The following is a 19,364-nucleotide window of genomic DNA, read 5'->3' as shown; positions in this document are numbered from 1 at the left end:
TCGTCATAGGAGATGGAGAATGGTAGAAGACGCAAGAGAAGAGCTGTTAACAGTACGCGAAGTGGCACGCAGGCTACGTGTCGATGATACCACCGTACGCCGCTGGATCAAGAGTGGAGCATTGGAGGCCATTACCCTGCCTCACCGAGGCAAACGCCAGGCTTACCGCATCAAGAAGTCAACGCTCGATCAATTACTCAACAGCTCACTTCCTGTTGAGTAGCGCAAACTAGCACAGCTATGGCGGCTACGCTCTGGTTTTCGCCTAGGTCACAGTTTGGTATGGTCATGATCTCTCCCACACCCGCCGATGCATTCGACACACAAGCGGAGGTATCAACATGGTGCCTCCGCATTTTCATATATGTATGAGCCTTTATTCTCATCAGGCTCACCACCCACGTTCGAGGCATTGCATCGCCAGTAGAGAGGCCTCACAGGCCATTTTAAGAACACCTATAGAATAATGTCTATACATAAAAGGGATACACTGAATTTAAGGAGAGCGGTATCAAACCGACATTTTCATGCGACACGCAATTATCATGTAAAATCTAAATTTCTTCAGAGGAGAGGGAATTTTCTATGAAAATAGCTATCACAGGTGGTGCAGGCTTTTTAGGTAGTTATCTTACACGCGCCTATCTTGACCAGGGACACAATGTTATTGTTATCGATAACCTCAATTCTGGTTCAGCGAATACCATCGATCCTCGCGCCCGCTTTTATCAGCTCGACATTCGCGATGAGAAACTCAGGACAATTCTCGCGAATGAGCGTCCCGATATTGTCAGTCATCATGTCAACCAACACCTGTATGAGGTTTCAGCAGACCAATCGCTTCTCGATGCAGATACCCATATTCGTGGGCTCCTGCATGTGCTCGATAGTTGTGTCAATGCCTCGGTCCGCAAATTTATCTTTGCCTCGGGTGGCAATACCCTCTATGGACAAGTCTCACCCACACAGCTTCCACTCTCCGAAGAGGCTCCCCTTCAACCACGCCAGCCTGCCGACATTAGTCGCGTAGCCGGTGAATGGTACGTCCGCTATTACACACAACAGCACGGCTTAAAACATACTATCTTGCGCTACGCAGATATCTATGGTGGCAATGGCGCTCACGGTAATCCACACCCACTCAACTATTTCATCCAGATGCTCACCGAAGGGCGTCGTCCTATCATTCGCGGCGCGGGTGATACTCTTCACGATCACATTTTTATCGATGATGCGGTAAGCGCGAATCTCCAGGCACTCACGCTTGGCGATAATCAGACCATACATATCAGTAACGGCGAGGGTTATACACTCAAACAGCTTTACACGCTGTGCGCGCAGGCACTGCGCAGTGATATCGAACCTGTTTACATCTCAGGCGCGCTCGCTGAAGCCAGCGCGATCACCCTCGACAATGCTCTCGCACAGCGCGTACTCAAGTGGCAGCCAGAGGTGAGCATGCGTGAGGGTCTCATGCACCTGCTGCATGCCTACGGGCACTTCCAGACACACACCCAACCAGAACAACGAGAAGAAACCCACCTGGATATTATGCCAGTGCAGGTCTCCTCGCTGTCACGTGTTTAAGGTTTACCCTCTCTTTTGAGAGTCGTGGGGTGGGCGATTTCACCAGGTCGCCCACCCTTTTTTACAGCATAAATTAAGCCCCTTTCCCATTTACGGTGAGAAAGGGGCTTAATTTATGCTGTAATTCTACTGTTGCAATCCAGTTACTACGCGTGCGTACTTCTCAGCCAGGGCTTGCGCCTGCTCTGAGGAAACCGACTCAGCGACCACGTGGAAGAGAGGGTTATCCGCGTCCGGTAAGACCAGCACCCACTCGCTGCCCAGGTCGATCTTGATGCCGTCAATCGGCTTGGCACGGCGCTCACGGTATTGTTCACTCAGGATACGCATGACCTTGCCTTTATGCTCCCAGGGGCAGGTAACCTCGGTTGTGCTCATATAATAGGCAGGGAGATCATCCACTACCTCAGAGAGGCGTGTCTCATAGGTCGCCAGTAATTCCAGCAACTTCGCGATTGCCAGCATGCCATCAAAGGCTGGCTGAAGCGCCGGGAAGACAAAGCCTCCACGCCCATCACCAACCATCACAACCCCTTCTCGGCTAGCCGCCGTCATCAGGGCGTGTGAAAGAACCTTGGTATGCTGCACATAGCCGTCGTAGCGTTTGGCGATATGCTGCAAGGCGCTAGGGGCAGTCACTGGCACCGCCACAGTCCCGCCAGGATGTGCGCGCAGGTTCAGGCTCGCCATAACCGCCAGCATCTTCATGCCGTCCAGCACACGCCCGCGATCATCGACAATCCAGATGCGCTCACCGCCAGCGTCGATCCGAATACCCATGTCCATGTTCAAAGCCGAAGTCACTGCCGCCAGACGCTGCATGCTTCTTCCCTCTTCATCAACCGGACCTGTGCTGGCATCGTCCGCGTTGGTGTTGAGCACAATAACCTCACAACCTAGCTTGTCAAAGATCTTCGGCAAGAGTTGCAATGTGCTACTGTGGGCATAGTCAACAACGATCTGGAACTTCCTTGGGCGCACCACATTATAGTTGACGACCTTGTGGAAGCCCTTAAGATAGAGACCCGTCACCTCTTCATTGCTCAAGACCTCAATCGCGCCAATCTCATCCAGGTAGACGCGCCGGTAATCCTCACGGAAGAACAGGTTCTCAATCTTTCGTTCTACTGTCTTATTGATATCCAGACCGTTCTGATCAAAGAGTTTGATATCTACGACACGCGGGTCATAGGGCGAGACACGCACATGAATACCACCTACCGCTTCCGTATTACGAATCATGTAGCGTGCTACTGGGAGCGGAACCTGATTAATGTCATGTACATCAACACCTGCGGATGGCAGACCAGCGTTGATGCCTCGCTTGATCATACGCGAGGTGCGATTCTCGTCGCGGTTCAAACAAACCACGGAACCACGCGGCAGAACCGCGCCATAGGCCGCACCCAGGCGCGTAGCGAACTCAGGCGTAATGTCGATATTCACCAGACCTGTCACGCCATGACGACTAAAGAGACTACGGCGCCCTTGCGATCCCCAGATGATGCTGGTATTAATGACCGCACCCGCCTCAATCTCCTTATCAGGCCAGATCTTAACGTTAGGCTGGACGATAGCCCCATCTTGAATGCTCGAGTTATCACCGATAACTGAGCCCTCAAACATGACCGCGCGGCTCTTCACACTCGTCGTTGATCCCACAATCGCGCCCCGCAACTCGGCTCGTTCACCAATATAGGAGTTGTTCCAGACAATGCTACGATCCACCTGGGAGCGCTCATCAATAATAGAATAGTGTCCAATGGTGCTGGGACCATGAATAATCGCACCCGGCTTGACCTTACACTCATGCGCCAGGTAGATAGGACCGTACAGTTGCGCATCACTGGCGATCTCTACCCCCTCCTCACACCAGATATTACCACCAATATTCTTCGCTGGAATATCGATATCAACCTTCCCTTGTAAGGCATCCGCATTGGCACGCATGTACTCGCTCAAGTTGCCCACATCACACCAGTAGCCTTTTGAGGCCACATAGCCATAGATGGGGTCACCCTGTTTGAGCATCATCGGGAAGAGTTCCTGGCTGAAATCGAAGGGCTTGTCCTTCTCAAAGTAGGCAAAGATCTTGGGGTCCAACACATATATGCCAGTATTGATTGTATCGCTAAAGACTTCGCCCCAACTCGGCTTCTCCAGGAATTGAGTAATATGTCCATCTTCGTTCGTGATGATTACACCATATTCCAGTGGGTTGTGAACATGCGCCAGGAGAAGAGTTGCCAGCGATTTCTTTTCATTGTGATATTGAATGACTGACGTCAGGTCATAATCTGTGAGCGCATCGCCACTTATCACCAGGAACGGCTCAGTTAATTGGTCCTCGGCATTCTTGACGCTGCCCGCCGTTCCCAGAGGATCATTCTCACGCGAGTAGGTAATGCGCATCCCAAACTGAGAACCATTGCCAAAGTAATCTTCTATACTACTTGCCAGATACTGAACCGTTACAACGACCTCGGTAATACCATGACGCTTCAAAAGATTAAGAATATGCTCCATTACCGGCTTCCCAGCAATAGGCACCATAGGCTTAGGGCGTCGAATCGTCAGTGGTCGTAGCCTCGATCCTTCACCACCGGCCATTACAACCGCTTTCATAGAGGCCTCCCTTGCCAAAGGCAACTCACCCAGTTGCCTTAAACATATCAACCAGAAAAGTATACAACTATTGCTCTATTAAATCTTACACGAAAACCAACGCCGCCGCCGTGCCCCCGAATGGGTGTCGCGGCTAGCACTGCTGTGCTCAGGTTTTCTAATTTGGAGAAAAAAGAATTATTGCAAGGAAGGACGGCGTAGCATAGCCACGCCGTCCCATCTGCTCCGCTCTTTTTATTGTACAACATGTCTAAAACACGTCGCAAGATGTTACCAATCACTCAAACGCCCATGTTCTACCAGCCAACGTATAAAACGATGATAATTTGTTTCTTCAATTTGCTTACGTTCTTCGTACTTTTCCTGTAATTCAATTAATTGTAAAGATTCACTTACTGTAAAACCCTCATCCAGGAGGGTATCAATCAGCAAATCCATGTACTGTTGCTGTTGCTGCATGTGCAAGTCCTCCTTGTGTTACTCGTCTAGCTACCTGTTAGTTCGATAAAGCAATGCGACTCGTCGACACTGTGAAGCAGAGGCGGTACACTTCAAACCAGTAGACTTTCAGTGTCTTCTAACGGCACCCTTGCCAGGACGCCCACTCTGAGGGTTCAATTACCTGAATCTACACGAGGTACTCTCTGCCTCAGTTGTTTTCTTGGCGTCTCAAACGAACGATGGATAAGCAAACAACACGGAGTTCGAGCATGTAATGATGGGCACTATCTCACGACGGTCTACATTCCCTTCAACCTTACACCACTATACTTTCTATAGTATATAACACGGATGAGACACCCGCAAATATAACTCTTCTTCAATCTGCCTTCTCCTTACCGAAAACCTGAGCGCGTGTGTTACAACGAACATTACCCCTCATACAAGGGTTGGTTTTCGCATAAGACCTTCGTCAAAGCCCGCATAATCCCTTGCGGTAGGCAGCAGGAGAGACCCCTGTGTGCCGCGTGAAGACTCGCGTGAAATAGTAGCGACTTCCAAAACCATTATCAGCGGCGATCTGCTCAATACTCAGAGCAGTCATCAGAAGTTGCTGCTCAGCTCGCTTGACACGCTGCTCTTGTATATATTGCCCCGGCGTACGCCCCATACGTTGGCGAAAGCAGCGTATAAAATAATCAGTGCTCATATGACAATGGCGTGCAAGCTCACTATTGGCGATTGCTACCCCTAAATTATCCTCAATGTAACGTAATGCGGGCGTAACTGGCTCAACTGATTCGGATGATGACAAACAGCGCTGAATCTGCTCGACGGGCAGGCTTTGCAGATACAACAGTAGGACTTCATAGAGAATGGACTTCACGCGAAATTGTAAGAACAGGTCATGCCCTCGTTGTCTCAATTCCGTTCGTAATATCCCTAAGGTATCTTCCAGCGACGAATGCGGTGACAGGCAGACAGGCGCGGCAAAGCTCTCGCGCTGAACCTGATACGGCAACCCTAACAGATCAAAGTGCACATAGAGGTGCTCCACACTATGCCGCAAATGGGTCGAGAAACGCACTCCGGCGGGAATAAAATACAAACGTCCCTGCTCCAGCATCAGCCGTCGCCCATCATGCTCGATCCACGCTCCATCATGGTCATTTTGATAGAAGCGCCAGAAGCTACTCTGAAGCGCCGGAAAACGCCAGAACGGCGGATCAAGCCGCACCGTTTGATAGGTCAGCAACCGAATATGCACATGATCGAGCATCGCATCTTCCTTCTTCGTCAGGCGCTTTGAAAAGCAGTATGCCATTCATTTGCCTGAGCACAGCCGCCTGAGATGCTTAGATGTCGCGCAACACACACTCAGCCTGAAGTGGATGCTTGTGGCGGCGTTGGCAAATGCTTTTCTTAACATGTCGGAATCAGACACAACTGGTTCGGATATGAGTATAGCATTGAGCCAGCCCTTCAGGTAACCTTGAGACAAGGGATGAATCCTCATTCCTCACATTCCAACCCACTCTATCAAGCGCCCATAGTGGGAAGGAAAGCCTGAACAATCACTTCTAAGGCAGAAAGGTGCTTTCATGAGCAAGGTTCGCCAGCAAATCTTAATTCTCCATCTAGCGCTGCCCGGTCTGGAATCCGACACAATCGCCTGGGCTTTGTATGATGGGGCCACACCCAGCGGCACACTGCCCATGCAGTCAGGAGATTCGCAGGAGCCTCCATATCCATCCGTACTCGAAGCCATGCGCGACGGCTGGAATCTCCTTCAGTTGCCAACGCTCCCCATCTATATCCCTGGACATGAGCACGAAAGTGGTCATCTTCCCTATGAATATGTTCTGGAACGAAAGGTGACGATTGATGAGCACTAGTGAAAAGCAACATCTCCTGACGGCGCGCCAGATGGCGCGCTTCGTGACCGATGGCTACTTACAGCTTGATGAATTGGTACCCTCACCCTACAATGAAGCCGTACTGGCCGATGAGAAGCGAATGGCAGACGCGGGCTATCATTTCTGGAGCCAATCAGAGGCCCTCAGAACGGTGTTTGAACTGCCCCAGGTCAAAGGGGCCGTCCAGAGCTTCGTTGGCGTCAATCCAGCCTACGATCACTCATATCTTCACATCGTGGGACCCGACCAGACCAAGGCTCAGGACTGGCACGCCGACTCTATTATCGATGTGCGACCATTCGCCTTCGATGTTCAGGCCTTCTACTTTACGCATGATACTCCCGTCGAGATGGGACCAACCCTGATCCTCCCCGGTTCACATCTCCGCAAAGTAAACACTACCAGTATCGGGCGCTATAAGAATATCGTTGGACAGTGCCAGCTCGCGGCGAAAGCAGGAACGATTGTCTTTATGCATCATGGCATCTGGCACTGCGCCCAGCCCAATCGCACCAACCAGATGCGCTACGTCTTCAAACTGCGCCTGCGCCCAGGTCAACAACAGCGCAGCCTGTTTAACACTGAGGGCTATCAAGATCCCGAGGTGACAGACATCATTAACAAGGGCTATTACAAATGGCAGGGGAATGAGGCCCGCCTTGAGCATGTTCAACGCGCGAAGTTCTGGCGCTATGTGACAGGCGATGATAATGTCGATGTCTCGTTTGAGACTGCCCTCACCCGGATGTCGATTCGCTAGCTCCAAACGAACAGCCTTCAACGCACAGGCGCTTTTAGTCAGGATGAAAGGGATGCTGGCGAAACCGCCAACATCCCCTTATGCTATCAGCCACCACAGGCGGCGAGAAGTCCATAACAGAAATCCAGGCTACTCTCCATTGGAGATATAGCGCCTTATCTCATCCTCATGATCGTAGAAATAGCTAATGGCATCATACACCTGAGCAAGCGTCAAGTGATGCCTATCAGCGATCTCTTCGGGGTCCTGACCACTCTGAAAGAGTAAGATGACGTGCCTCACACTCGTCCGCGAACCCTCAATTATAGGCTCGCCCTCGTATATCATTGAGTTGCGGATGATATATGGATGCGTGGTACGCTCTATGCTCATGCGCTATTCCTTTCACGACCCCTTTCGTTTCTCTTCTTTCAAGCATACCATATGCGCCATTTTCTATTCGCTCTCGCTCTCAAATGCAAAAGTATGACTGTGATTCGGTTCTTCACACTAAGTTAAAATCTCGTAAACAAACGCTCGGTTGAATTCACATAATATTCACAAAACATATTTTGCATTGATCTGGCTCCCCATGCAGCTTTAGCCTGTCAATCTCATCTTCATCATGAGTGGGTTTTCAGAAAAATCTTGACAACTCTTAAAATACTCTGGTACAATACCTTCCATCGAAAGGAGGTGGTGTGCAGTGAACGATAATTTATGCTGCGCGGGCAGTCTAATATGCTCCCACACCTTCCAGAAAAGAGGGCAGGCGCTCTAGCGCACCTCTTTATGCTCGGCATTTAAGCCTGGTTAGGAGATTTGGTCGCCCACTGGCAGGTCAATATATGCAACTCTGCCCGTGCAGCTCCTACCAGAGCAGAGGCAATTCTTTACAGACCCGTACTCTGCTCTGGTTTTTTCTCTCTTTGAGAAAGAGAGTCTTGCTTGTAGAGCATACATTGTAGAATAATCATTAGCGCATTCTACAAATTCACCCCAAACATCTCTGGTACACAAAATAACGGCTCACAGTTAAGAGGTGTGGGCTTGCTTGCCAGATCAATACAAATTAGTAAGATACGTAGAGAGAAGCGGACGCAGTCACCTTGGAAAGACGACAAGCACATACCACATCTGAGCACCTCAACATTGAGATGCTGCATGAGCTGTTAGAGACTCAGTCCTTCGGTAAAGGTGAGAAGTTAATCTACTTACCAGTAATCAATTCAACGAATACACGGGCCATGCAATTAGCCCGCGAAGGAACAGCAGCAAACACAGTAGTTCTTGCAGAGACACAAACCGCTGGTAGAGGTCGCCTGGGCCGAAGTTGGGCAGATATTGCAGGGAACAATGTTCTTTCCTCGATCATACTTCGCCCACACTTCTCACCGTATTTACTAATGATGCTAGCACCTCTGGCGCTAGTCGAAGCTATCAAAGCCACCTGCGACGTCCAGGCTAGCATTAAATGGCCTAATGATGTCCTTATTGGCGATCAGAAAGTCGCTGGCATTCTTATCGAGACCAGCCATGATCAATCTGGTCAATTGGTCGCCATCGCAGGTATTGGTGTGAATGTGAACGGTCATGTTGACCTCCTAGCACACCAGGGACAAAATACAAGCTCAATACAAATTTTACCGCCCGCCGAACACACGCGGTCAACTCAACAGACAGTCTCTCGCGCTACGACTCTTGAGGAAGCAAGCGGTCACCGGGTGAGTCGCGAAGCACTCATCGCGCACCTGCTTCACGCCTTTGAGCGCTATTATCTCAGCCTCCAGGAGGAGGAGAGGTCAGTAGCCGGATCACGATTGTCTATCGCTCATATGATACGCGAAACCTGGCGCGGTCAACTCTCAACTCTCGGCCGTACTATCCAGGTACGTCAGGGCGAGCGAACCCTCAGCGGCGTTGCTGAGGATGTAGATGATGGTGGCGCATTGTTGCTCCGCGATCATTCAGGTGAACTTGTCAGCGTGAGCTGGGGCGATGTCGGGTACACGCTCCCAGACGAACAATGACAACTCCTTATTCGAAAACCTGAGCGCGGCAGCGTTAGCCGCGACAAGCGGCGCCGTGCCCTCGTATGAGGGTTGGTTTTCGCATAAGCCCATAGGATTGAGGAAGTTCCTCAACCGTAGACATGAGGGGAAAAAAGATGGAGACACAAGACGTATTCCTCACAAGTGATGGTCTACAAAGCGCGATGAGCCAGCTCGATTTTTTGCGCACAGAGGGGCGCGCAAAAGTGGCCCGCTACCTGCATGAGGCCATTGAGTCTGGCGATGTCATCGACAACGCGGCTTACGATGAGGCGAAAAATGAGCAAGCACGCCTTGAGAGCCGCATTATAGAACTTGAGCACCTCGTCGCTAAGGCCAAACTTATCAGCAAAGTTCGCACAGACGAGATTACTCTTGGCTCTGTCGTTCGCCTCAGCACAAGTGAAGGACGCGACTATTGCTACACCATTGTGGGAGCTTTTGAGGCTCGCCCCGCTGCGGGACGCATCTCCAATGAGTCACCCGTTGGCAAAGCCTTACTCGGGCATAAACCAGGTGATAGCATCATGGTCTCAACACCCGGTGGGGTCAAAGAATACACGGTTCTCAGCATCGAGTAATCCCTTGAGTACCCCTGAGCACATAGTGCTATTGGGTTGAGCTAAAACTCGAGCGACTTCACTTGTTGCTTTAACCATCTGATACAATTCATACGCAGAACGATCCCCTAAAACACGTCACCCCTTGAGGGCCTGTATATCCTTATACACCAGCCTCCCTCAAGGGGTGCTTTCTATCCACCTTATGCCTCCAGACTACCCAGCCAGGCCAAACAATGCTACAATAAACGCGCCTATATAGCGTCACATGTGTATGCCTCCTCCACACTTCATCTGTGCATCCTAGATCATGCCGCTAACTGTGGAGAGCCCACATACCTATCAATATAAGCATATCAATGTCGGCACATCTCTCCAGCCTGGAGAAGATGCGCCAATATATGTCGAAGGGAAAACGTTTCGTATGCCAGAGGAAAGGGAGATACGCCTACAACGCTTACACGCTCTACGGGAACAGAACATTAATCCCTATCCCAATAGCGTTGAGCGCACCCATACTATCCAGGAGGCTCTGGAACATTTTGATGAGTTCGCGAGTGAGGCAAAAGATATTACCCTGGTCGGACGCGTTCGCTTGCTACGCGAGATGGGTAAGGCCGCGTTCGCCAAGATTGAGGACGGCACCACAAGCATTCAGGTCTACTTCCGCGTCAATGACGTGGGACAGGAGAGCTACCGCGCTTTGAAATTGCTCGATCTGGGTGACTTTGTTGAAGCCAGTGGCTTCCTCTTTGTCACTCGTACCGGCGAACGGACCCTCCACGTTAAGCGCTGGCGCATGATTAGCAAGGGTCTGCTCCCACTCCCAGAGAAATATCATGGTCTCGAAGATAAGGAGATGCGCCAGCGCAAGCGCTATCTCGATTTGATCGCCAATGGCGACGAGGTGAAGCGCGTCTTTGAGACTCGCAGCCGCGTTATCAGCGCTATGCGCCGCTTTCTGGAAAGCCAGGGCTATCTAGAGTTCGAGACACCCATGCTCCAGCCACTCTATGGAGGCGCGACAGCCCGCCCCTTCACGACACACCATAATACGCTAGATCGTAACCTCTATCTCCGCATCGCGACCGAACTCTATCTCAAGCGCCTCATTGTCGGCGGCTTCGAGCGGGTCTATGAAATTGGACGCAATTTCCGTAACGAGGGTATCGACCGCAGCCATAATCCAGAGTTCACGGTCATGGAATGCTATCAAGCATACGCCGATTACGAGGATATGATGAAGCTGGTCGAGGAGATGGTAGCCTTTATCGCGCGCGAGGTGAAGGGCACCACGGTCATTACCTACCAGGGAACCGAGATCGATCTAGCTCCCCCCTGGCGGCGTATTCCTCTGCTTGAGGCAATCCACATCTACACTGGCATCGATGTCAATGCCTATCCCGACCGCGATAGCCTCGCTACCGCGATGCGCGCTCAAGGCTATGAGGCAGATCCCAAGTATGGCCGTGGACGCCTCATCGATGATCTAAAGAGCGAAATGTTCCGCAAGGGCCTTCCAGAGCTCAAGCAGGCCATCTTCTTGATCGATTATCCTCTGGATATCTCCCCGCTCACCAAGCAGCATCGCGAACATCCTGAACTGGTTGAACGCTTCCAACCCTTCCTCGGCGGTCTGGAGAGCGGCAACGCCTTTACGGAACTCAATGATCCTCTAGATCAGCGCGCGCGCTTCGAGGATCAGATGCGCCAGCGCGCTCAGGGTGACGATGAGGCTCAAGTCCTCGATGAGGATTTCCTGGAAGCTCTGGAGATCGGCATGCCTCCCACAGGGGGCGTGGGCATTGGCGTTGATCGCCTCGCGATGCTGATGGCTGACCAGGAATCAATTCGCGACGTCATTCTCTTCCCAACCTTACGCAAAACGGCTGAAGAAGAATAATCACACTCTCTCCGCAAGATCCTCCCAGAACGAAGGAGGATCTTGCGAACCTCCAAGCCCCTCCCAGAAGATATTCCATATGTAGCCGCATCGCGTTAGCAGCCGCTCGGAAGCCTCTAAAGGGCTGATGCCTGCTTCACCTGGGTCACGCGAACCTTGTAGCCTTGATCCTTCCATTTGCCAACAACTTTAACGAGCTTGCGCTCCAGTTCAGCATGCGTATATGCGACGATCTCAGTACTTGAGATCGAGGGAAGATATGCAGGATGCAATAGGCGATAGGTTATTGCGTATCTCACACAACTTTACCTCCATATTTGATGCTATATAGCCTGAACGCCTCTTTGAATGCCATAAAAACATCAAATATTGTAAAGCGCCGTGGGCGCAAAAAAGTCTTCCGCAAGAAAACCAGATAGAGCACGTCTTCTCAATAAATGCCCTATTATATAGAGAGTACGAAATACAGCTCTCATTAAAAAATTGTGTGGTGTATGTAGAAGAAGGAGCCGAACGATGTCCTCATCATCCCCCTTCCCCTGGCTTGCTCTGCTCAAGTATTCAAGCCAACAAGCGCTCGACCTGATCTTTCCTCCTCATTGCGTCTCCTGCTCGCAGGGAGGGCATCATCTCTGCCCCACCTGCCAGAAACACATATATGCCCAGGAGCTTACCACCCAATTACCATGTCCACGTTGTTCCCACGCCTCTAATAAAGCCTGCCTCATCTCTCCCCCGCAAGGCCACGTCCATACCATCTCGGCTTTCGGCCCATATGCCGGCCCTCTACGTGCCTGCATCAAAGCACTTAAGTATGACGGAGAAATTCACCTGAGTGAAATACTTGGAGCGCTCTTAGCGCATACCTATCAGCGCTACCAGCTTGAGGCCGACCTGTTCATTCCCGTTCCTCTCCATCCAACACGCCAGCGTCAGCGCGGCTTTAATCAAGCTCTTCTGCTCGCCCGCGTCTGCTCCCAGTTAACAGGTGTCCCCCTGGACGAAGGCATTATTCGCCAGCGCCCCACCAGCGCGCAGGTAGGCATGAATGCCAGTTTACGCTACCAGAATGTCATGGGAGCCTTTATCTATTTGTCCCCCCCTGCAACCCCACACCTCTCAAATCGTAAAATCATTATAATTGATGACGTTTGCACAACTGGCGCGACCCTGGATGCATGTGCGCGCCCACTCTTAGTGGCAGGGGCAAGCTCTGTCTCCGGCCTCGTATTGGCTTCTTCAGGCCGACGCCACTAACACACAATACTGTAAGGTATATGATCTGTACACAAGAAGAATACAATTTACAATCGCCAATCTTCATAAAAGATGCACAGCATATAATCAGTGTTCATGTGTGTTATAATACACAACACATCAGAACAATCATTGCATATTCGATAACATCAATGTGTTCATCGATAGAAGCGGAGAGGTGGTTCTTTGTTTACTCAAAACATAACCAATAGGAGAGAAAGGGGCCTCAATGCCAGGTAATAAGCGATGGCTCAAAAGGGGACTCTTCGGATTTCTCGCTATTTTGGTGGTCCTCCTGCTGCTCTTCATCTTTCTTCGATCCCAGAACAATACCGAGATGGTCAACATCTCAACAATCTTGCAACATGTCAAAGAAGATAGTAATGCCGAACAGACCGATACCTTAGTTGTTGCAAACGACACCCTCACACTCACACGCGGTACCAAGCCAGATGCCACCAGAGAAACCGCCAGCATTAATTCCAGCTTCGATGCGACACGCGTCCTGAAAGACAATGGCATCGACTATGTCAACAATACTCACTTGCGCTTACGCTACGAAACGCCAAGCCCGGCCTGGAGTTGGATCGGTAGCTTTGTAGGTCTCATTCCTTTTCTTATCCTTGCAGTCGTCCTACTGCTCATCGTGCGCCAAGCCCAGGGAAGCAGCAGCCAGGCCATGTCTTTCAGCAAGAGTCGCGCACGCATCTTTATGGGCAACCGACCCAGCATCACATTCGCGAATGTCGCGGGCGTTGAGGAGGCCAAGCAGGAGCTACAGGAAATCGTTGAGTTTCTGAAGTATCCAGAGAAGTTCGCGGCTCTGGGGGCGCGTATCCCCAAAGGCTTGCTCCTCGTTGGACCTCCCGGTACGGGAAAAACCCTTATTTCACGGGCCGTTGCTGGTGAAGCTGGCGTCCCATTTTTTAGTATTAGTGGATCAGAATTTGTAGAAATGTTCGTCGGCGTAGGTGCCAGTCGTGTACGCGATCTTTTTGAACAAGCCAAGCGCAATAGTCCCTGCATCGTCTTTGTTGACGAAATTGACGCCGTTGGTCGTCAACGTGGCGCGGGCCTGGGTGGCTCCCACGATGAGCGCGAGCAGACCCTCAATCAGATTCTCGTCGAGATGGATGGCTTCGATAGCAATACCAACGTCATCGTTATCGCGGCTACCAATCGACCAGATGTACTCGATCCCGCGCTCTTGCGCCCTGGTCGCTTTGATCGCCGAGTCGTGCTTGATCGCCCGGACATCAAGGGACGTGTGGCTATCCTCCAGGTTCATGCTCAGGGTAAGCCACTAGATAAGCAAATCTCCCTGGAAACGCTCGCGCGTCAAACTCCCGGCTTCTCCGGGGCAGACCTCGAAAACATGCTCAATGAAGCGGCTATCCTGGCCGCGCGCCGCAATCAGCGCCACATTAGTATGAGCGAGCTAGAAGAGGCCACAGACCGCGTCGTGGCGGGTCCAGCGCGCAAGAGCCGCATCATCAGTGAGCGCGAAAAGTCCATTACGGCATATCATGAGGTTGGACACGCGCTTGTCGCACGCATGCTGCCTAACTGCGATCCAGTGCATAAGGTCTCCATTGTGGCACGCGGTCAGGCCGGAGGCTTCACCATGCTCTTGCCCACTGAGGACCGCTACCTATGGAGCAAGCCTCAGTTTGAGGATATGTTAGCCTACGCTCTGGGTGGACATGTCGCGGAACTCCTCATTTTTGGCTCAGTCACGACTGGCGCGTCCAACGATATCGAGCGCATCACTAAAATCGCACGCTCAATGGTCACCGAGTACGGCATGAGTGATCTCATCGGGCCACTGGCGCTGGGACACAAAGACGAGCTTGTCTTTCTGGGCCGCGACTTCGGTGAGCAACGCAACTATAGCGAGCAGACCGCGCGCGAGATTGATGAGGAGGTTCGCCGGATCATCATGGTAGCTCTTGATAAAGCACAAAACATCCTCAAACAGAATAAAACGCGCCTCATCATGATTAGCGAACGCCTGATTAAAGAGGAGACACTAGAGGGACCTCTCTTCGAGTCTCTCTTCAACCAGCCGATCCACGACGACCAGTACGACAAACCTTCAATCCTGGCAAGCCTCGCCGACAAAGCCGATGTAGAGGTACTGACGCCAGGGCGACGAGAAGACTACAGCAACGCACCCATGAATTAAAGCTCCATTAATAAACCATATCCCCAACGAAATCACCAAACGGTGGGGCATATGTGGTCGCTACTCAAGCATACGCGACTACATATGCTTCCACCGCTTGCCCACCACGACTTGACCGCAGGAGGGATGGATCACAAGCAAGCGCTGAGTACCTCCATAACCAATCCCCCTACAAAGCCCGGTCACACGCCATCTCTCCATTGACATTTTATCCGCTGGCTTGTATCATGAAAATACAAAGCAATACAATCGTCTGACACGCGTTGAACGAAAAGAGTATAGAAGCAGCAACCAACAGCGATCCGATGCAGAGTGGAAGTTCGGAGCGGTAATGCACTTCTCGAACGCCTTCGTGAGCGGCTGACCGAAGAAAATCCCTCGCGCCTATGCGAGAGGTAAGTAGGTCGGGTGGGTGGTTACCACGCCAGCATAAAACCTGAAAAGTGGTCTTTCTCTCTTCGCTACAACGTCGTAGGGTAACGCGACTCTCCATCGCTGCGCGCTACCAGATCGAAGCGAAAGACAAGTAGGGTGGCACCACGGGCGCTATAAGGGGTCTTCCTTTAGCTCTCGTCCCTTCTTCAAATGTGACTGAAGGGGCGGTATATTAAGAGCATGCCATTCATTCGCCTGAGCGAAGCTAGCCGCCTGTGCGGCGGCGTTGGTGAATGCTTTTTATAACAAGACCACCGTTCCTTCTCGCAACTCACTAGAGTTTGAAGGAGTTCGCACCATGGTGAACAACACGCGACACATTCTACCCAGACCACAACTGCCAATCAGTATACTCTCACCCTGATACCTCGTATGATCAATGCCATCGCTCTCCCCAGGGCAAACACTCGCCCTCTGCCTTGGCACTGATTCCACTCGCCCACTTTGGCGAAATAACCATTCCATGTCAGGGAATTTTTAGGCTATACCTTGCGAAGCCCTGAGCGCGCTAGCGCTAGCCGCGACAGCGGCGTTGGGGTTCGTCTTAGAGGTGAATACCTTGCGAAGCCCTGAGCGCGCTAGCGCTAGCCGCGACAGCGGCGTTGGGGTTCGTCTTAGAGGTGAATACCTTGCGAAACCCTGAGCGCGCTAGCGCTAGCCGCGACAGCGGCGTTGGGGTTCGTCTTAGAGCATAATAGGAGATACATTCGTGGCAGATCTATTTCATGAAATCGACCAGTGTGTGACGGCTCCCAAGGGCTTTCGCACTGGCACGACCTCTTGCGGCATCAAGTCGGATGCCGGTATTAAAGACCTCGCGATCCTGGTTTCTGATGTCCCCTGCACTGTCGCTGGAGTCTTCACTACACACAATCTGCGCGCCGCGCCAGTGCTGCTCTGCCAGGAGCGACTCAAGGGCGGCAAAGCTCAAGCCATAGTAGTGAATAGCGGCAACGCCAACTGCGCGACAGGACAGCAGGGCCTTGATAATGCCTATCAGATGACGAGCTTCACCGCGAGCAAGCTCGGCATCGCCGAAGATCTGGTCTTCTGCTCTTCAACAGGCATCATCGGTCGCCAGCTTCCAATGGAAAAGATTGAGGCAGGCATCCAGCAGATCGAACTTAGCACCACCGACGGCAATGCCTTCGCCGAAGCTATTATGACCACCGATACCCACCCTAAAAGGATGGCGTTGGAGTTTGAGATAGAAGGTAAGACGGTACGCCTGGGAGGCGTGACCAAAGGTTCAGGCATGATCCGCCCCAATATGGCGACCATGTTGAGCTATATTACCACCGATGCGGCAGTCGAACAGGCATGGCTTCAGCAGGTGCTCAAAGAGGCTGTTGATGATAGCTATAATATGATCTCAGTCGATGGCGATATGTCAACCAACGATACCTGCATGGTCTTCGCGAACGGGCTGGTTGATAACACGCCGCTCAACGCACAACATCCCGATGCCCCAACGTTCGTCCAGGCCCTGCGCCAGATAACATTCAAACTAGCTCGCGAGATGGCACGCGATGGCGAGGGCGCGACAAAGATCCAAACCATCAACGTACGCGGCGCGCGTAATAAGGCTGATGCCGTGAAGGCAGCTCGTTCCCTGACCTATTCGCCCCTCTGGCAGTGCGCGCTGGCAGGCGGAGATCCCAACTGGGGCCGTATCGCGGCGGCGGCTGGTTCCAGCGGTTGCGAGTTCGATCAGAATGCCTTCGATATCTTCGTGGGCGAGACCCAGATTACCCGCCAGGGCATCGCTATTGACTACGACCAGGACCAGGCCCATGCGGCTATGGCTGGTGACGAGGTTATCATCACTATTGACCTGCACCTCGGCGATGGCGAGGCGACCGCCTGGGGCTGCGATCTTACCCATGGCTACATTGACGAAAACTCTCTCTATACGCGTTAGGAGCGATACGCACGTATCTTCCCTCCTGACGTGATTCTTTAATAATCGGACACTATTAGACAATGAGGAGCTTTATACTATGACAGCGACGGAGTTGCAGCAACGCGATTGGGCAGCCCTCGAACAGCAGTACTATCAGGGCACTTTCAAACGTCATCCTATCACTCTCGTACGTGGTCAGGGTACCCGCGTGTGGGATAGCACGGGGAAAGAGTATATAGACTTTGTGGCTGGGATCGCAGTCAACGTCCTGGGACACTGCCATCCTGCCGTGATTCAGGCTGTGCAGGAGCAGGTCACCCAGCTCGTCCATGTCTCCAATCTCTACTACAATGTCCGCCAGATTGAGCTTGCCGAGCAACTCGCCAGCCTGAGCGGCGGCATGCGCTCATTCTTCTCCAATAGCGGCGCGGAGGCCAACGAGGGAGCCATCAAACTCGCTCGTAAGTATGGTCGCCTCCATCGCAACGGGGCTTACGAAATCATTAGCATGGATCGCAGTTTCCACGGTCGCACACTCGCGACGACTGCCGCGACTGGTCAGGCTGCCTACCAGGCTTCCTGGGCCCCCCTGCCCGACGGCTTCAAGCAGGTTCCCTTTAATGACCTGGATGCCGTGAAACAGGCTACTAGCGAGAAGACTGCTGCGATTCTGGTAGAGGCTGTACAGGGTGAAGGCGGCATCTGGCCCTCAAGTCCGGAGTTCCTCCAGGGCCTACGCCAGTGGTGCGATGAGCAGAACCTTGTGCTCATTTGTGACGAGGTCCAGGCGGGTGCTGGCCGCACCGGCAAGTACTTTAGCTGGGAGCACTATGACATTACGCCCGACATCGTGACGATGGCAAAGGGCCTGGCTGGCGGCGTGCCCATAGGCGGCATGTTGACCGGGAAGCGAACTGATATCTTCGCCTACGGCGATCACGGTACGACCTTCGGCGGCAATCCCATCGCCTGCGCCGCTGGCGTCGCGACCATCAAAACTATCAAGGAGCAGAATCTCCTTGAGAATGCGACGAAGATGGGTGAGTACTGGCACCAGAAGCTTGAGACACTCTGCGCGAAGTACAGCAATATCATCGATAGCCCACGCGGCATCGGCCTGATGCGCGCCGTCAATGTCAAGCATGATCTGGCTGGCGAAATCGCCGGGCGCGCAATGCAGCAGGGTCTTCTGCTCAATGCTCTCGGCGGCTCAACCCTACGCATGATTCCGCCCCTGGTCCTCACTAAGACCGATCTCGACGAGGCTGCGACCATTCTCGATCACACCCTCTCCGAGGTTGCAACCCTCCCACAAGCGCAGTAACATATCCCCAACGCGAAGGGGGAGCAAGACTTTCTGGCCTTGCTCCCCCTTCTTCACTTACATACTCTTAACGTATGTTTTGCTCTGATTCATAATTTCAAAACAAGAAGGCAATACATAAAAACTCTCTGCTCTTCTTACATAATTGTCCCTACAAATTGCTTACTTACCATAAACATGCCTGTTATAATAACTCTATCATTCATATCCCCAACTGCAAGAGAGGTAGAAGTTTCGCTCTGTATGCGCATGATCGCTGAAACTTCTACACCCTTTCGCACATTAAGGGAAGGTGCGCATTTCGGTCTCGCGCCGAACAGGCTCGCTGAGAAGAAACAGCGCTGCTTTGCACACCAGAGATGAAACCGTGCATTTCTCTCTAGGGCCAACGAGAGGAAACAACCCGTGTGCCACTAATTTCTGCTCTACCGTTCGAGG

The 19,364-nt window shown here is 52.0% G+C and carries 16 protein-coding genes; 11 read left to right on the top strand and 5 right to left on the bottom strand.

Annotation, left to right across the window (positions count from 1 at the left end):
- Positions 1–19: 19 nt before the first annotated feature.
- A complete protein-coding gene (locus tag K3T82_RS17450) occupies positions 20–223 on the top strand; it encodes a helix-turn-helix domain-containing protein (RefSeq protein ID WP_220194718.1) in 204 nt (67 codons plus the stop codon).
- A 362-nt stretch (positions 224–585) separates the two neighbouring features.
- A complete protein-coding gene (locus tag K3T82_RS17445) occupies positions 586–1,587 on the top strand; it encodes an NAD-dependent epimerase/dehydratase family protein (protein ID WP_220194717.1) in 1,002 nt (333 codons plus the stop codon).
- A gap of 126 nt (positions 1,588–1,713) precedes the next feature.
- On the opposite strand, the gene K3T82_RS17440 is transcribed toward K3T82_RS17445, so the two are convergent.
- From K3T82_RS17440 to K3T82_RS17430, 3 genes are all read right to left on the bottom strand, one after another.
- A complete protein-coding gene (locus K3T82_RS17440; RefSeq protein WP_220194716.1) occupies positions 1,714–4,212 on the bottom strand; it encodes a mannose-1-phosphate guanyltransferase in 2,499 nt (832 codons plus the stop codon).
- Positions 4,213–4,482: 270 nt separating this feature from the next.
- Complete coding sequence (locus K3T82_RS17435; RefSeq protein ID WP_220194715.1) at positions 4,483–4,671, bottom strand: hypothetical protein; 189 nt, start codon at positions 4,669–4,671, stop codon at positions 4,483–4,485.
- A gap of 454 nt (positions 4,672–5,125) precedes the next feature.
- Positions 5,126–5,932, bottom strand: coding sequence for an AraC family transcriptional regulator (locus K3T82_RS17430; protein WP_220194714.1), 807 nt, complete (start codon positions 5,930–5,932; stop codon positions 5,126–5,128).
- A gap of 322 nt (positions 5,933–6,254) precedes the next feature.
- On the opposite strand from K3T82_RS17430, the gene K3T82_RS17425 reads away from it, so the two are divergent.
- On the top strand, positions 6,255–6,548 hold the full coding sequence (locus K3T82_RS17425; protein ID WP_220194713.1) for a hypothetical protein: 294 nt from the start codon (positions 6,255–6,257) through the stop codon (positions 6,546–6,548).
- Positions 6,538–7,329, top strand: coding sequence for a phytanoyl-CoA dioxygenase family protein (locus K3T82_RS17420; RefSeq protein WP_220194712.1), 792 nt, complete (start codon positions 6,538–6,540; stop codon positions 7,327–7,329). The genes K3T82_RS17425 and K3T82_RS17420 overlap by 11 nt, the downstream gene beginning before the upstream one ends.
- A 129-nt stretch (positions 7,330–7,458) precedes the next feature.
- On the opposite strand, the gene K3T82_RS17415 is transcribed toward K3T82_RS17420, so the two are convergent.
- Positions 7,459–7,701: a DUF433 domain-containing protein gene (locus tag K3T82_RS17415; protein ID WP_220194711.1), complete on the bottom strand. Its 243-nt coding sequence runs from the start codon at positions 7,699–7,701 to the stop codon at positions 7,459–7,461.
- Positions 7,702–8,417: 716 nt separating this feature from the next.
- On the opposite strand from K3T82_RS17415, the gene K3T82_RS17410 reads away from it, so the two are divergent.
- The 3 genes from K3T82_RS17410 to lysS all read left to right on the top strand — a co-directional run bounded on the left by K3T82_RS17410 (position 8,418) and on the right by lysS (position 11,822).
- On the top strand, positions 8,418–9,338 hold the full coding sequence (locus tag K3T82_RS17410) for a biotin--[acetyl-CoA-carboxylase] ligase (protein WP_220194710.1): 921 nt from the start codon (positions 8,418–8,420) through the stop codon (positions 9,336–9,338).
- Positions 9,339–9,475: 137 nt separating this feature from the next.
- Entirely contained in the window at positions 9,476–9,940 is a 465-nt protein-coding gene (locus K3T82_RS17405) for a GreA/GreB family elongation factor (RefSeq protein WP_220194709.1), read from the top strand.
- 403 nt (positions 9,941–10,343) lie between these two features.
- Positions 10,344–11,822, top strand: coding sequence for a lysine--tRNA ligase (lysS, locus tag K3T82_RS17400; RefSeq protein WP_220194708.1), 1,479 nt, complete (start codon positions 10,344–10,346; stop codon positions 11,820–11,822).
- 116 nt (positions 11,823–11,938) lie between these two features.
- On the opposite strand, the gene K3T82_RS17395 is transcribed toward lysS, so the two are convergent.
- Entirely contained in the window at positions 11,939–12,121 is a 183-nt protein-coding gene (locus tag K3T82_RS17395; protein ID WP_220194707.1) for a hypothetical protein, read from the bottom strand.
- Between the two features lie 217 nt (positions 12,122–12,338).
- On the opposite strand from K3T82_RS17395, the gene K3T82_RS17390 reads away from it, so the two are divergent.
- From K3T82_RS17390 to K3T82_RS17375, 4 genes are all read left to right on the top strand, one after another.
- Positions 12,339–13,079 (top strand): ComF family protein, encoded by a 741-nt coding sequence (locus K3T82_RS17390; protein ID WP_220194706.1) that lies wholly within the window; start codon positions 12,339–12,341, stop codon positions 13,077–13,079.
- Between the two features lie 229 nt (positions 13,080–13,308).
- Positions 13,309–15,264: an ATP-dependent zinc metalloprotease FtsH gene (ftsH, locus tag K3T82_RS17385; RefSeq protein WP_220194705.1), complete on the top strand. Its 1,956-nt coding sequence runs from the start codon at positions 13,309–13,311 to the stop codon at positions 15,262–15,264.
- A gap of 1,144 nt (positions 15,265–16,408) precedes the next feature.
- Positions 16,409–17,620 carry a bifunctional glutamate N-acetyltransferase/amino-acid acetyltransferase ArgJ gene (argJ, locus tag K3T82_RS17380; protein WP_220194704.1) on the top strand — a complete coding sequence of 404 codons (1,212 nt, stop codon included), beginning with the start codon at positions 16,409–16,411 and terminating at the stop codon, positions 17,618–17,620.
- A gap of 79 nt (positions 17,621–17,699) precedes the next feature.
- Entirely contained in the window at positions 17,700–18,926 is a 1,227-nt protein-coding gene (locus tag K3T82_RS17375; protein ID WP_220194703.1) for an aspartate aminotransferase family protein, read from the top strand.
- The last annotated feature ends 438 nt before the right edge of the window (positions 18,927–19,364 follow it).

The sequence above is a fragment of the Ktedonospora formicarum genome, assembly GCF_016587355.1.
Taxonomy (GTDB): domain Bacteria; phylum Chloroflexota; class Ktedonobacteria; order Ktedonobacterales; family Ktedonobacteraceae; genus Ktedonobacter; species Ktedonobacter formicarum.
The sequence above is the reverse complement of the archived record's forward strand: the minus strand, read 5'-3'. Positions and strand labels throughout refer to the sequence as shown.